Raw genomic sequence first — 13,850 nt, 5'->3', positions numbered from 1 at the left:
GCCGCGCCGTCCCCCACGGCGCGGCTTTTTTATGCAGCCGCTCGATCCTGCGCGGCCCGCAATCCTGCTAGCTTCGCTGCCAGGCGGCGGCCCCCGAAGAGGCCGCCCCGTCCGAGGAGCCGCCATGCCGACCGCCGACCCCTCCCCAGACCTGCCGTCGCGCTACGCCGCGGTGCATGAGCGCGCGATGCGCGACCCCGAGGGGTTCTGGCTCGACGCGGCGCGGGCGATCGACTGGACGACGGAGCCGACCCGGGCCTTCGAGCCCAAGTCCGGCCCCTACGGTCGCTGGTTCCCCGACGGGGCGCTGAACGCCTGCTGGAACGCCGTCGATCGGCACGTCGCCGGCGGCCGCGCGGAGCAGGTCGCGATCCGCTACGATTCGCCGGCCACGGGCACCAAGCGCGCCATCACCTATGCGGACCTCCTGCGCGAGGTCTCGGCCCTGGCCGCCGTGCTCGCCGACCTCGGCGTCGGCCGGGGCGACCGGGTGATCCTCTACATGCCGATGGTGCCTGAAGCCCTGTTCGGCATGCTCGCCTGCGCCCGCATCGGCGCGGTGCACTCGGTGGTGTTCGGCGGGTTCGCCGCCAACGAGCTGAGCGTCCGGATCGAGGACGCGGCGCCGAAGGTGGTGCTCGCCGCCTCCTGCGGCATCGAGCCGAGCCGGGTGGTCGCCTACAAGCCGCTGCTGGACGCCGCCCTCGCCACGGCCCGGCACAAGCCCGCCGCCTGCCTCATCCTTCAGCGCCCGCAAGCCCTCGCGAGCCTCGTCGAGGGCCGCGACCGGGATTGGGCCGAGGCGGTCGCGGCGGCCGAGGGGCGGAAGCCGGACTGCGTGCCGATGGCCGCGACCGACCCGCTCTACGTGCTCTACACCTCCGGCACCACCGGCAAGCCCAAGGGCGTGGTGCGCGACACCGGCGGCTACCTCGTCGCGCTCAGCTGGTCGATGTCCAACCTCTACGGCGTGCAGCCCGGCGAGACCTACTTCTGCGCTTCCGACATCGGCTGGGTGGTCGGCCATTCCTACATCGTCTACGCGCCGCTGCTGCACGGCTGCACCACGGTCCTGTACGAGGGCAAGCCGGTCGGCACCCCCGATCCCGGCGCGTTCTGGCGGGTCGTCGCCGAGACCGGCACGGTCTGCCTGTTCACGGCGCCGACGGCGCTCCGCGCGATCAAGAAGGAGGATTCGAAAGGCAGCCATGTGGCTGGCCACGACCTCTCGCGCTTCCGCACCCTGTTCCTGGCCGGCGAGCGCGCGGACCCGGCTTCGGTCGCCTGGGCCGAGCGCGTGCTCGACCGGCCGGTGGTCGACCATTGGTGGCAGACCGAGACCGGCTGGCCGATCGCCGGCAACCCGGTCGGCCTGGGGCTGCTCCCGGTCAAGCACGGCAGCACCTGCGTGCCGATGCCGGGCTACGACGTGCAGGTGCTGGACGAGGGCGGCAAGCCGGTGCCCGCCGGCACGATGGGCACCATCGCGATCCGCCTGCCGCTGCCGCCGGGATGCCTGCCGACCCTGTGGGGCTCCGATACCCGGATGCGCACGAGCTATCTCGAGACCTTTCCCGGCTGGTACGACACCTCGGATGCGGGCGTGATCGACGCCGACGGCTACATCACCGTGCTCGGGCGGACGGACGACATCATCAACGTCGCCGGCCACCGGCTTTCCACCGGCGGGATGGAGGCGGTGCTGTCGTCCCACCCCGACGTCGCCGAATGCGCGGTCATCGGCATCCGCGACGCGCTGAAGGGCGAGGCGCCCTGCGGCTTCGTCGTGCTCAAGGCGCAGGTCGCGCGCGATCCGGCCGAGATCGAGCGCGAGCTGGTCGCCAAGGTCCGCGACGAGATCGGCCCCGTGGCCGCCTTCAAGCTCGCGCTTACGGTGCAGCGGCTGCCGAAGACCCGCTCGGGCAAGATCCTGCGCGCCACGATGAAGCGCATCGCCGACCACGAGCCCTGGACCATGCCGGCGACCATCGACGACGCGGGCGTCCTGGACGAGATCGGCGAAAGCCTGAAGGCGCGGGGGATCGGGGAGGGGTGAGGCGCAGAAGCCGCGTCGCGGCAGCAAGCCGAGAGCAAAGCTCGGCGGAGGACCGGCATGAGGCGGCGAACTGGCGTCGGCTTCGAGAGTGCGGCACACAGCGCGGGCCCCCGCAACCCGGAGTTGCCGATGACCGCCCGCCTGTTCGAACCGCTCAAGCTCGACGACCTGACGCTGGAGAACCGCATCCTGATCGCGCCGATGTGCCAGTACTCGGCGCGCGACGGCGAGGCGACCGACTGGCACATGATGCATCTCGGGCAGCTCGCGATGTCGGGCGCCGGGCTGCTGACGCTGGAGGCGACGGCGGTGTCGCCCGAGGCGCGCATCACGGCGTGGGACCTCGGGCTCTATTCCGACGGCTGCGAGCGGGCCTTGGGCCGGGTTCTGTCGGCGATCCGCGACTACGCGCCGATCCCGGTCTGCATCCAGATCGCCCATGCCGGCCGCAAGGCGTCGAGCCAGGCGCCGTGGGACGGCGGCCAGCAGATCGCGCCGGAGCATCCCTACGGATGGCGCACCGAGGCGCCGTCGGCGCTGGCGCACGGCGACGGCGAGGTGGCGCCCCACGCCCTCGACGCGGCGGACCTCAAGCGCATCCGCGACGACTTCGTCGCCACCGCCAAGCGCGCCGTTCGGCTCGGAATCGAGGCGTTCGAGCTGCACGGCGCCCACGGCTACCTGCTCCACCAGTTCCTCTCGCCGCTCGCCAACGAGCGCACCGACGCCTACGGCGGCAGCCTGGAAAACCGGATGCGGTTCCCGCTCGAGGTGTTCGAGGCCGTGCGCGCGGTGGTGCCCGCGGGCCATCCGGTATGGATGCGGGTCTCGGCCACCGACTGGGTCGAGGACGGCTGGGACCTGGAGGAGACCGTCGAACTCGCCCAGCGCCTGAAGCAGGCCGGCTCGCCGGCGATCCACGTCTCCACCGGCGGCGTCTCGCCGAAGCAGGCGATCAAGCTCGGGCCGGGCTACCAGGTGCCCTACGCCGAGCGGATCAGGGCCGAGACCGGGCTCGCGACCATGGCCGTCGGGCTGATCACCGAGCCGGCCGAGGCCGAGGCGATCCTGGCCGAGGGCCGGGCGGACGCGATCTCGCTCGCCCGCGCCATGCTCTACGATCCGCGCTGGCCCTGGCACGCGGCGGCCGAGCTCGGCGCGACCGTGCGGGCGCCCAAGCAGTACTGGCGCTCGCAGCCGCGGGCCTACAAGGACCTGTTCAAGGACCCGACCTTCGGACAGCGCTGATCGCGCTGGGCACCGAACCTCGATCGCCCGGGCCTCGCCTCGGGCGCGCGATTCCGGTATCGGCTCGGGCCGTAGGCCGGCCGCGGCCTGTCTTGCGCAGCCCGTCCTGCGCGGCCAGTCTTGGATGTGCGAGATGCTGGCCATCGGCCTGACCCTGTTCCACCCGAGCCGCGACCAAGTCGACGACATCGTCCGGCGCTACGCCGGAAGCTCGCATCCGGTCCTCGCCTTCGACAACGGCGGCCTCGGACCGGTGGATCGCATGAAGCTCGAGGCGGCCGGCGTGCGCCTGCTGTCGGCCGAGACCAATGTCGGCGTCGCCGCAGCGCTCAACGCCGTCGTCGAGGCGGCGGCGCGCGGGGGCGCGGACGCCGTGCTCCTGCTGGACCAGGACGCGCAGGTCGGCCCGGACATGGTCGCCGCCCTGGCCGGGGCCCGCGACCGCCTGCTGGCCGAGAACCGTCCTTGCGCGGTGGTCGGCCCGGTGCCGGGGCGGGCGAACGACGCCGCCAAGCCCCCGCGGTTCCGGCAACGCCCCGGCCGCGAGGCGGTCGGCACGCTGCTGCCGGTGGAATTCCTGGCCACCTCCGGTTCACTCATCGACGTGGCGGCGTTCCGCGCCGTCGGGCCGTTCCGGGCGGACTACTTCATCGACGGCGTCGAGCTCGAATGGTGCTTTCGCGCCTGGAGCGCCGGCTATGGGTGCTGGATGACGCGGGAGGCCACGATCGGCCACCGCGTCGGCGGCGGCACGATCCGCGCGTTCGGCATCGAGACGCCACGCCAGCCGCTGTTCCGTATGGCGACGTATCTCCGCAACTCCGTCTACGGCTGGCGCCTGCGCCACATCCCGCTGCCGTGGAAGCTGCGCCAGCTCGCCTACCTCCCGCTTCAGGTCGCGCTGTACTGGCGCGACGGCGGCTACCGGCCGGCGGTGCTGCGGCGGCTCGCGCAAGCGGTGCTCGACGGCTTCCGTGGCCGGCTCGGGCGCCCGGCCGACGCGCCATGATGGCGCCCCTCGCCCAAGGCCCGGCCGAGATCGACGTCGTGATCGTCAACTGGAACGGCGGCGCCCTGGTGCGCGCCTGCCTCGCGAGCCTGGCTGCCGCCGGCGAAGACCCCGCAAAGGCGGTGGTCGTCGTCGACAACGCCTCCGTCGACGGCTCCGCCGACGGGCTGGAGCGGCCGGACCTTCGGCTCACCGTGCTGCGCAACCCCGACAACGCCGGGTTCGGCCGCGCCTGCAACCAGGGTGCCGCGCTTGGCCGGGCGCCGGCGATCCTGTTCCTGAATCCCGACACCGAGGCCGGGCCGGACGCCCTGCGGCTGGCGCTGGCCGCGCTTGCGCAAGACCCGACCGTCGGCGTCGTCGGCGCGCAGCTGGTCGACGGCGTGGGCCAAGTGCAGCGGATGTGTGCGCGGCGCCCGAGCGCGAAAAGCTTGATCGGACAGGAACTCCACCTCGACCGGCTGCTGCCGGGGCGGGTGCCGACGCACTTCATGACGGAGTGGGACCACGCCGCGTCAGGGCCGGTCGATCAGGTGATGGGCGCTTTCCTGATGATCCGGCGCTCGCTGTTCGAACGGCTCGGCGGCTTCGACGAGCGCTTCCACGTCTATTACGAGGACGTCGACCTCTGCGCCCGCGTCTGGGATGCGGGCTTCACGGTCCGCCACCTCGCCGAGGTGACGGTCCGGCACGACGGGCAGGGGACGACCCGACAGGTGAAGGCGCGGCGCCTGTTCTATATCCAGCGCAGCCGCATCCTCTACGCGGCCAAGCACCATGGCTTTGCGACGGCGCTGAAGCTCGCGGGGGCGACCTTCGCGTTCCAGCTTCCGCTACGGCTCGGGTTGGCGCTGCTGCGGCGCTCGCCGCGGGAGGCGGGGCAGGTCGTCCACGCCGCCCTGCTGCTCGCCGGCGCGATGCCGGGCCTCCTCGTGCGGCTTCGCCGCGCGCCCTGAATTCGAAGACGGCCCACGCCGCGCGCGCCGATCGCAGAAGGATCTCATGCTTCACGGACAGAAGATCGCCGTCGTCCTCCCGGCCTACAACGCCGAGGCGACCCTGCGGCGGACGTTCGACGACATCCCCAAGGACATCGTCGACGACATCATCCTGATCGACGACGCGAGCCGCGACCGGACGGCGGCGCTCGCCGAAAGCCTCGGCATCCACACCATCCGGCACGAGCGCAACCGCGGCTACGGCGGCAACCAGAAGACCTGCTACCGGGCGGCGCTGGCGCGGGGCGCCGACATCGTCGTCATGCTCCACCCGGACTACCAGTACGCGCCGCGCCTCGTCACCGCGATGGCCTCGATGATCGTGTCCGGCGAGTACGATGCCGTCCTCGCCTCGCGCATCCTCGGCAAGGGCGCGCTGGCAGGCGGGATGCCCCGCTACAAGTACGTGGCAAACCGCGTGCTGACGCTGCTGCAGAACATCCTGATGGGCCAGAAGCTGTCGGAATATCATTCCGGCTATCGCGCCTGGAGCCGCCAGGTGATCGAGACGATCCCCCTCGACCGCTGCTCGGACGACTTCGTGTTCGACAACCAGATGCTCGCCCTGGCGATGCACGCCGACCACCGCATCGGCGAAATCTCGTGCCCGACGCGGTACTTTGCCGAAGCCTCGTCGATCAACTTCCGGCGCAGCGTCGTCTATGGGTTTGGCGTGTTGCGCACCGCCTTCGCCTACCGCCTGCACCGCCTCGGATTGCGGCAGGACCCGCTCTTCGCGCCCGCCGAGGGGACGCGCGTGCGACCGGTGGCCGAGACGCCGCGGCGATGAGAATCCCGGACGGCCTGATAGGCGCCGCCGACCTGCGTCTCTGGCTCGGCGCGTTCCTGCTCCTGGCGATGCCGCTCTGCCTCGTGCTCGCGCTCGCCGTCCCCCTCGGCGAGGTCGCGGACGAACCGTCTCACCTCATGCGCGCGGCGAGCCTCGCCCAAGGCCAGCTCGTCGGGCATCGCGAGACGATCACCCGGCCCGACGGGCGGGCGGCAATCGCGGCGGGCGTGCGCGTCGACCCGGTCTGGGAGGCGCTCGCCCGCACGCGGGAGCCGGCCGACGCCCGGATCGCGGCGGCGCCGGTCGATCCGGCGGTCGGCACCGGTCCCTGGGGCGGTGCCGGCGCCTTCGCGCCGCTCTACACGATCGCCACCTACGTCCCCGTCTTCTACGGGCCGGCTGCCGCGGGTCTCGGGCTCGGCCACGCCCTCGACCTGTCGGCCCGCGCCTCCGCCCGGCTCGGACGCCTGTTCAACGTCGTGGCCTACGGGCTGGTCGGCGCCTGCGCCCTCGTGCTGGCGCGGCGCGGGCGGGCCTGGCTCTTCGCCGTGCTCGCCCTGCCGATGGCGCTGTCGCTCGCCGCCTCGTTTAACCAGGACGGCCTGATCGTCGCCACCGCGATCCTCGCGGCCGCACTCCTGACCGTCGAGACGGGTGCGCCGCCGGGCAGACGGCGCTACGCCGCCGCGGCCGTGCTCGTCGCCCTGATCCTGCTGGCGAAGCCGCCCTACGCGCCGATCGCGCTGATGCTGCTTCTGCCGCTCCCAAGTGGGACCTGGCGGCAGGTCGGCGCCGGGCTGCTGCCACGCCTGGCATTGGTCGCGGCGGTCGTGCTGCCCGCTGCGCTCTGGACCGTGTACGCCACGGCGACTATCGCGACGCCGGTGCCGCGCGCGGCCTACGAGGCGGGTCCGCTCTGGCCGGGCGAGCGTCCGGCGACGTTCCTGGGCACCGATCCGGCAGCACAGCTTCGCGTGCTGACGGCGGACCCGGTCCGCTTCGTCACCGTGCCGGCGCGCTTCCTCCTTTCGGTGAAGCACCTGGTCATGCTGTCCGAGGGCACGGTCGGCATCCTCGGCTGGCACGATCGCCACCTGCCCAAAATCGTCGTCTGGCTGTGGATCGCTGCGCTCGCCGCGGCAGCGGCCGGCTCCGGAAGACGACGCGAGGGCGGGGCGTCGCTCGCGCTGATGGCGTTCGCCGCCGGGCTCGCTTTGTGGCTCGTCCTGCTGTCGCAGTATCTCAGCTGGACGAATGTCGGCGATCCCCGCGTCGACGGTCCGCAGGGGCGCTACCTGCTGCCGATCCTGCCGCTGTTCGCGCTCTCAATGGCGAACGCCGCGACCGGATCAAGGCGCCGCGTTCTCCGGTTCGCGCCGATCGCGCTCGCGGCCATCGGGCTCACCGTTGTGCCGTTCGCGACCCTGTGACGGGCGCGACCTCGTGACGTTGTGCCTCAGGCGGCGCGCCAGCGCAGGGCGGCGCCGTTGCCGAATGCGCGGCCGTAGAGGTCGCCGTAGTTGGCGGCGGCCTCGTCCCAGCCGAAGGTGCGCGACATCGCCGTCCGGCGCATGGCGTTGAGCCGCTTCTTCTGGGCGAAGGTGTCGAGCGCCCGGCGCACGGCGCCGGTGAAGCCCCGCGGCGACGGGTCGGCGAAGGTGAAGCCGGTGACGCCGTCCTCGACCGTGTCGGCGAGGCCCCCGGTGCGTCGCACGATCGGCAGCGAGCCGAAGCGCTGGGCGTACATCTGCGCAAGGCCGCAGGGCTCGAAGCGCGACGGCATCAGCAGGAAGTCGCTGCCGGCGAACATCCGGCGGGCGTCCCGCTCCTCGAACCCGACGTGGACGCCGACCGAATCCGGGTGGCGTCGGGCGAGGCCGCGCAGCGCGTCCTCGAACCGGGCCTCGCCTTGGCCGATGGCCACGAGCTGGCCGCCCTCGGCGACGATGGTCTCCGCAGCCTGGATCGAGAGGTCGATGCCCTTCTGGTGCACGAGGCGCGAGACGATGGCGAAGAGCGGCCCGCGCGAGACCGCAAGCCCGAACTGGCGCCGCACCGATTCGGCGTTGGCGCGCTTGCCCTTCCAGTCGTCGGCCTCGAAGCGGGTGGCGAGGTGCGGGTCGGTGCGCGGGTCCCAGCTCTCGTCGATGCCGTTGAGGATGCCGGCGAGCCGGCCTTGCGCCGCCCGCGTCCGCAGCAGGCCGTCGAGGCCGCAGCCGGAATCCGGCGTCAGGATCTCGCGGGCGTAGGTCTCGCTCACCGTGGTGACGTGGGTGGCGTAGTACAGGCCCGCCTTCAGGAACGAGAGCTGCCCGTAGAACTCGACGCCGTTCATGTCGAAGGCGTCCTCGGGCATGCCGAGGCGGGCCATGGTCTCACGCGGAAACAAGCCCTGGTAGGCGAGGTTATGGATCGTCAGCACGCTCGGCACGCGGATGCGGCGCCAGGCGAGGTAGGCCGGGGCCAGCGCCGATTGCCAGTCGTTGAGGTGGAGCAGGTCGGCGGCCCAGGCGGGGTCGGCACCCTGCGCGATCTCTGCGGCCGCGAGGCTCAGCCGCGCGAAGCGCAGGTCGTTGTCGGAGAAGTCGCCGTCGGCGTTGCCGTAGGGCGTGCCGTCGCGCTCGTACAGGTCGGGGCTGAGCAGGACGTAGATGCGAAGGCCGTCGCCGGTCTCGACGAGGCCGAGATCGCAGGGCGGGACGCCGGCGAAGCCGTCGAGCCGCGCCACCACGGGCATGGACGGGAACGCCTCCACCACCTGCCGGTAGCCGGGGATCAGGACGCGGACGTCGTACTGCTTGCGCAGCGCTCGCGGCAGCGCGCCGGCCACCTCGCCGAGACCGCCGGCCTTGACGAAGTCGGCCATCTCCGGCGTGGCGTAGAGGATGCGGGGCTGCAGTGCGGTGCGAAGGTCGGGCAGGGCGTTCGACGGCGTCGGGATCGGCCGGAGGGCGTTCGCAGAAGCGGAATGGAACGCTTGGGGCTCGACCATCAAGGGGATTCCGCGCCGTGCGGAACGGTCCTGGCGCACCGCTTCATCCGCAACCGATCTCGACAATGCCAACGCCCTCGTGCCCCGCCGGTTTCCGCTGCGACGCACAATCTAGGCCATCAGACCGTTAATGGGCGGTTCATCGCATTGCACTGCGGCATAAGCGGTCGCGCGCCTAGATCCTGCGCAGGATCAGCCCCTCGTTCGGCCCGAGTTCGACCGTTGCAGCGGTGCGCTCCCCGCCGCGATGGCCCCGGGTCGACAGCACCACCGTCCAGGTTTCGTCGCCCTTCAGGTCGAGGGCGTGCGCCGCCTCGCCGAAATTGAGCAGGATGCGGAACACGCCGTCCGCGGAAAAGCGCTCGTAGGCGAACACGTCCGCGGCGCTGGCCGCGACGCCGCGATAGGCGCCCACCGACAGTGCCGCGTGCTCGCGGCGTAGGGCGAGGAGCCGCCGATACAGCGTGAGGATCGAGGTCGGGTCGTCGCGCAGGGCGTCGACGTTCCGGGTCGCCGCATCCGGCGAGAGCGGCAGCCAGGGCTCTGCGGTGGAAAAGCCGGCATGGGTCTCGCCGTCCCACTGCATCGGCGTCCGCTCGGGGTCGCGGCCGTGGCCGGGCTCGTTGCGCTCCCACGGGTCGCGGACCCGGTCGGGCGGGATCGGCACGTGGGCGAGCCCGATCTCGTCGCCGTAGTACAGCGTCGGCGTGCCGCGCAGCGTCAGCAGCAGCATCGCCGCGATCCGCGCCTGATCCGGTCCGACGCGGGCGGCGATGCGCGGCTGGTCGTGGTTGCCGAGCACCCAGTTCGGCCAGCCGCCCTCGGGCAGGGCCGCCTCGTAGTTCTCGACGAGGTCGGACACCGCCTCGGCGGTCCACGGCGTCTGGATCAACTGGAAGTTGAACGGCATGTCGGCGCCGCTCAGATCAGGGCCGTAATAGGCCATCAGCCGCTCCATCGGCAGGTAGATCTCGCCGATCAGCACCCGCTCGCCGTAGGGGCGCAGCACCGCGCGCATCTCGGCGATGACGTCCAGGACCTCCGGGCGGTCGGCCGAGTAGACCTGGGCGAAGCGGTTGATCTCCGCCTGCTCGGGCGAGAAGTCCGGGTTCTCCGGGTTGTCGCGAAATCCGGCGTCCTTCATCAGGTGCCAGATCACGTCGACGCGGAACCCGTCGACGCCGCGGTCGAGCCAGAACCGCAGGGCGTCGTGCATGGCGGCGCGGACCTCCGGGTTGCGCCAGTTCAGGTCGGGCTGCTCGCTCAGGAAGGCGTGGTAGTAGAATTGCCCGGTCGCCGGATCGAGCGTCCAGGCCGGGCCGCCGAAGTTGCTGAGCCAGTTGTTGGGCGGGCCGCCATCCGGCGCCGGATCGCGCCAGATGTACCAGTCCCGCCGCGGGTTCGTTCGCGAGGCGCGGCTTTCGGCAAACCACGGATGCGTGATCGCGCTGTGATTCGGCACGAAGTCGAGAATCACCTTCAGTCGCCGCCGGCGGGCTTCTGCAACGAGGTCGTCGAAGTCTGCCAGCGTGCCGAAGAGCGGGTCGATTCCACAGTAATCCGCCACGTCGTAGCCATAATCGGCCATCGGCGAGGGATAGATCGGCGAGATCCAGACCGCGTCGACCCCGAGCCAGGCGAGGTGTTCGAGCCGCGCCGTGATCCCGCGCAGGTCGCCGATCCCGTCGCCGTCCGTGTCCTGGAACGAGCGCGGGTAGACTTGGTAGACGGTGCCGCGCTTCCACCAGACGGTGTCGGCCATGGACGATATCCCCGAAGTTGACAGGCCCCGGCTTTAGCGGCTCCGCAGGCAGGGCGCGATGGGGCCAGGGTTCACCCGGAGTTCAACACCGGCGTGACAAAGTCCTGTCGGGTTTGGGTGCGACGGTGCTTGTGTCTGAAAGGACACAAAGGCGGACGAGATCGCCGCCGCCGACGTGGTCGGGCCCCGGCGACGCCTCGACAAGATCGGTGAGCGACCGCAGGATCGTCGATCCTCAGGTGGCGAGGTCGAGAACCGCCGAAGGACGCTAGTGGCGCTCGAGACGCGAAGACGCGCTGGCGCGGACGATGGGGGATTGCACGTGCTGAAAGACGCTATTCTGGCACCCGCACCCGGTGAAGACCGGTCCGATGCACCGGAGCGGACGACCCATGCGACGTTCCGCGAGCCCGCCGTCTGGGACAAGCCGGCTCAGCCCGCCTCCGGCGACGCCGTCGCCGACCTTCGCGAGGCGATCCGCGGCAAGCTCGCCTACGCCATCGGCAAGACCCCCGAGACGGCGCGCGAGCGCGACTGGTTCGCCGCCACCGCGCTTGCGCTGCGCGACCGGATCGTCGACGCCTGCCAGGCGACGGACGCGTCGGTGCCGAACAAGCGCGTCTACTACCTCTCCCTCGAATTCCTGATCGGTCGGCTTCTGTCCGATGCGATGAACAACCTCGGCCTCGTCGAGACCACCCGCGCCGCGTTGCAGAGCCTCGGCGTCGACCTCGGCACCGTGGAGGGCGCGGAGCCCGACGCGGCGCTCGGCAACGGCGGCCTCGGGCGGCTGGCCGCCTGCTTCATGGAGAGCATGGCGAGCATCGGCATCCCGGCGATGGGCTACGGCATCCGCTACGATCACGGCCTGTTCCGGCAGACCTTCGAGGACGGCTGGCAGCGCGAGGCGCCCGAGACCTGGCTCGCGGAAGGCAACCCGTGGGAGTTCGCGCGGCCGGACGCGACCTACACGATCGGCTTCGGCGGCCACGTCACCATGGCCGCGGTGTCGGACGGCGTGATCCGCCGGCACTGGTATCCCGCCGAGACCGTGCTGGCCGTGGCGCACGACGTGCCGGTGGTCGGCTGGAAGGGCAAGACCGTCAACACGCTGCGGCTCTGGAAGGCCGAGAGTGAGGCGCCGGTGGAGCTGGCGCAGTTCAACGGCGGCGACCACGTCGGCGCGGTCTCCGCCCGGATGCGGGCCGAGGCGATCTCGCGGGTGCTGTATCCGAGCGATTCCTCCACCGCCGGCCAGGAGCTGCGCCTGCGCCAGGAATACTTCTTCACCTCCGCCTCGCTGCAGGACCTCGTCCGGCGGCACGTGGCCGAGCGCGGCGACGTCCGCTCGCTGCACGACCACGCCGCGATCCAGCTCAACGACACGCACCCGGCGATCGCGGTACCGGAGCTGATGCGCATCCTGCTGGAGGATCACGGCCTGCAGTGGGAGGACGCTTGGCACGTCACCACCAACACGCTGCACTACACCAACCACACCCTGCTTCCGGAAGCCCTCGAGACCTGGCCGGTGGAGCTGATGGAACGGCTGCTGCCGCGCCACATGCAGATCATCTACCTGATCAACTGGATGCACCTCGAAGAGCAGGGCCGCCACGGCCGGCAGGGCGAGACGAACTTCGCCGCCCACCTCGCCTCGGTCTCGCTGATCGACGAATCGCAGGGGCGTCGCGTGCGGATGGGGCACCTCGCCTTCCACGGCGCCCGCCGGGTGAACGGCGTCTCCGCGCTCCACACCGACCTGATGCGCTCGACGGTGTTCCGCGACCTGCACGCCCTCGACGGCGACAAGATCGTCAACAAGACCAACGGCATCACCTTCCGCCGCTGGCTCCACAACGCCAACCCCGGCCTGACCCGGCTCGCGGTCGAGGCCGTCGGATCCGGCGTCCTCGACGACCCGGGCCTGCTGCGCGGCCTCGATGCCTTCGCCGAGGATCCGGCCTTCGTGAAGCGTTACGCGGCGGCCCGCTTCAGCCGCAAGCAGGCGCTCGCCGAAATCATTGTCGAGCGCACCGGGATCGAGGTCGACCCTTCGGCCCTGTTCGACGTGCAGATCAAGCGCATCCACGAATACAAGCGCCAGCTGCTCAACGTCATCGAGACGGTGGTGCTCTACCAGGCGATCAAGGCCGAGCCGCACAAGGATTGGACGCCCCGCGTCAAGATCTTCGGCGGCAAGGCGGCGCCGAGCTACAGCCAGGCCAAGCTGATCATCAAGCTGGCGTTGGACGTCGCCAAGGCCGTCAACGACGACCCCGAGGTCGCCGACCGGCTGAAGGTGGTGTTCCTGCCGAACTACTCGGTGAGCCTCGCCGAGGCGATCATCCCGGCCGCCGACCTGTCCGAGCAGATCTCCACCGCCGGCATGGAGGCGTCGGGCACCGGCAACATGAAGCTCGCGCTGAACGGCGCGCTCACCGTCGGCACGCTCGACGGCGCCAACATCGAGATCCGCGACCACGTCGGCGCGGACAACATCTTCATCTTCGGCCTCGACGCCGCCGGCGTGCAGGCGCGCATCACCGAGACCAACTACGCCCAAAAGGCGATCCAGGCCTCTCCGCGCCTGGGCGCCGCCCTCGACATGATCGCCTCGGGCCGGTTCTCGCCCGACGAGCCGAACCGCTTCCGGCCGCTGACCGACGACCTGCGCCACCGCGACCAGTACCTGCTCACCGTCGACTTCGACGATTACTGGCGGGCCCAGCGCCAGATCGACGCCGCCTGGAAGGACCAGGCCCGCTGGTGGGCCATGGCGATCCGCAACACCGCGCGGATGGCGTGGTTCTCCTCCGACCGCTCGATGCGGGAATACGCCGAGGAGATCTGGCGGGTGCAGGTCTAAGACCCCGTTTCATAACGCTCGTGCCAGGCGTCTGACGAGGATCATGGCTGCTGCCAGGACGAAGAAGGCGAGTGCGGAAGAGGCCGTCGCCTCGTGATCACGGGCGAGCCTGCGGCATCGACTGAT

Annotated in this window: 9 protein-coding genes and 1 pseudogene; 7 read left to right on the top strand and 3 right to left on the bottom strand. The window is 71.1% G+C overall.

Features of this window, described 5'->3' with window-relative positions; all coding sequences use genetic code 11:
• The first annotated feature begins 124 nt into the window (after positions 1 to 124).
• From FV234_RS11150 to FV234_RS11125, 6 genes are all read left to right on the top strand, one after another.
• Positions 125 to 2,056, top strand: coding sequence for a propionyl-CoA synthetase (locus FV234_RS11150; protein ID WP_147764096.1), 1,932 nt, complete (start codon positions 125 to 127; stop codon positions 2,054 to 2,056).
• 129 nt (positions 2,057 to 2,185) lie between these two features.
• On the top strand, positions 2,186 to 3,304 hold the full coding sequence (locus tag FV234_RS11145) for an NADH:flavin oxidoreductase/NADH oxidase (RefSeq protein WP_147764095.1): 1,119 nt from the start codon (positions 2,186 to 2,188) through the stop codon (positions 3,302 to 3,304).
• 133 nt (positions 3,305 to 3,437) lie between these two features.
• Positions 3,438 to 4,313 carry a glycosyltransferase family 2 protein gene (locus FV234_RS11140; protein WP_238271966.1) on the top strand — a complete coding sequence of 292 codons (876 nt, stop codon included), beginning with the start codon at positions 3,438 to 3,440 and terminating at the stop codon, positions 4,311 to 4,313.
• Positions 4,313 to 5,269: a glycosyltransferase family 2 protein gene (locus FV234_RS11135; RefSeq protein WP_147829362.1), complete on the top strand. Its 957-nt coding sequence runs from the start codon at positions 4,313 to 4,315 to the stop codon at positions 5,267 to 5,269. Before FV234_RS11140 ends, FV234_RS11135 begins: the two co-directional genes overlap by 1 nt.
• Positions 5,270 to 5,315: 46 nt before the next feature.
• The gene (locus tag FV234_RS11130; protein WP_147764092.1) at positions 5,316 to 6,101 is read left to right on the top strand and encodes a glycosyltransferase family 2 protein; all 786 of its coding nucleotides are present in this window, start codon (positions 5,316 to 5,318) and stop codon (positions 6,099 to 6,101) included.
• A complete protein-coding gene (locus tag FV234_RS11125) occupies positions 6,098 to 7,531 on the top strand; it encodes a DUF2142 domain-containing protein (RefSeq protein ID WP_147764091.1) in 1,434 nt (477 codons plus the stop codon). Before FV234_RS11130 ends, FV234_RS11125 begins: the two co-directional genes overlap by 4 nt.
• A gap of 26 nt (positions 7,532 to 7,557) precedes the next feature.
• On the opposite strand, the gene glgA is transcribed toward FV234_RS11125, so the two are convergent.
• Positions 7,558 to 9,093, bottom strand: a complete 1,536-nt coding sequence (glgA, locus tag FV234_RS11120; RefSeq protein ID WP_147829299.1) for a glycogen synthase GlgA — start codon at positions 9,091 to 9,093, stop codon at positions 7,558 to 7,560.
• A 175-nt stretch (positions 9,094 to 9,268) separates the two neighbouring features.
• Positions 9,269 to 10,855 (bottom strand): alpha-amylase family glycosyl hydrolase, encoded by a 1,587-nt coding sequence (locus FV234_RS11115; protein WP_147764089.1) that lies wholly within the window; start codon positions 10,853 to 10,855, stop codon positions 9,269 to 9,271.
• A gap of 322 nt (positions 10,856 to 11,177) precedes the next feature.
• On the opposite strand from FV234_RS11115, the gene FV234_RS11110 reads away from it, so the two are divergent.
• The gene (locus FV234_RS11110; RefSeq protein WP_187273650.1) at positions 11,178 to 13,724 is read left to right on the top strand and encodes a glycogen/starch/alpha-glucan phosphorylase; all 2,547 of its coding nucleotides are present in this window, start codon (positions 11,178 to 11,180) and stop codon (positions 13,722 to 13,724) included.
• 9 nt (positions 13,725 to 13,733) lie between these two features.
• Here FV234_RS11110 and FV234_RS11105 read toward each other — a convergent pair.
• Positions 13,734 to 13,850 (bottom strand): annotated as a pseudogene (locus FV234_RS11105) (IS5/IS1182 family transposase); the annotation flags it as partial.

Origin of the sequence: Methylobacterium sp. WL8, from assembly GCF_008040045.1 — a bacterium.
In the GTDB taxonomy this organism is placed as follows: domain Bacteria; phylum Pseudomonadota; class Alphaproteobacteria; order Rhizobiales; family Beijerinckiaceae; genus Methylobacterium; species Methylobacterium cerastii.
The sequence above is the reverse complement of the archived record's forward strand: the minus strand, read 5'-3'. Positions and strand labels throughout refer to the sequence as shown.

Bases quoted from the DNA above. Each gene is read 5' to 3' on its own strand.
- FV234_RS11150 (WP_147764096.1), top strand. From the start codon at position 125: ATGCCGACCGCCGACCCCTCCCCAGACCTGCCGTCGCGCTACGCCGCG.
- FV234_RS11135 (WP_147829362.1), top strand. From the start codon at position 4,313: ATGGCGCCCCTCGCCCAAGGCCCGGCCGAGATCGACGTCGTGATCGTC.
- FV234_RS11125 (WP_147764091.1), top strand. From the start codon at position 6,098: ATGAGAATCCCGGACGGCCTGATAGGCGCCGCCGACCTGCGTCTCTGG.
- glgA (WP_147829299.1), bottom strand. From the start codon at position 9,093: ATGGTCGAGCCCCAAGCGTTCCATTCCGCTTCTGCGAACGCCCTCCGG.
- FV234_RS11140 (WP_238271966.1), top strand. From the start codon at position 3,438: ATGCTGGCCATCGGCCTGACCCTGTTCCACCCGAGCCGCGACCAAGTC.
- FV234_RS11115 (WP_147764089.1), bottom strand. From the start codon at position 10,855: ATGGCCGACACCGTCTGGTGGAAGCGCGGCACCGTCTACCAAGTCTAC.
- FV234_RS11145 (WP_147764095.1), top strand. From the start codon at position 2,186: ATGACCGCCCGCCTGTTCGAACCGCTCAAGCTCGACGACCTGACGCTG.
- FV234_RS11130 (WP_147764092.1), top strand. From the start codon at position 5,316: ATGCTTCACGGACAGAAGATCGCCGTCGTCCTCCCGGCCTACAACGCC.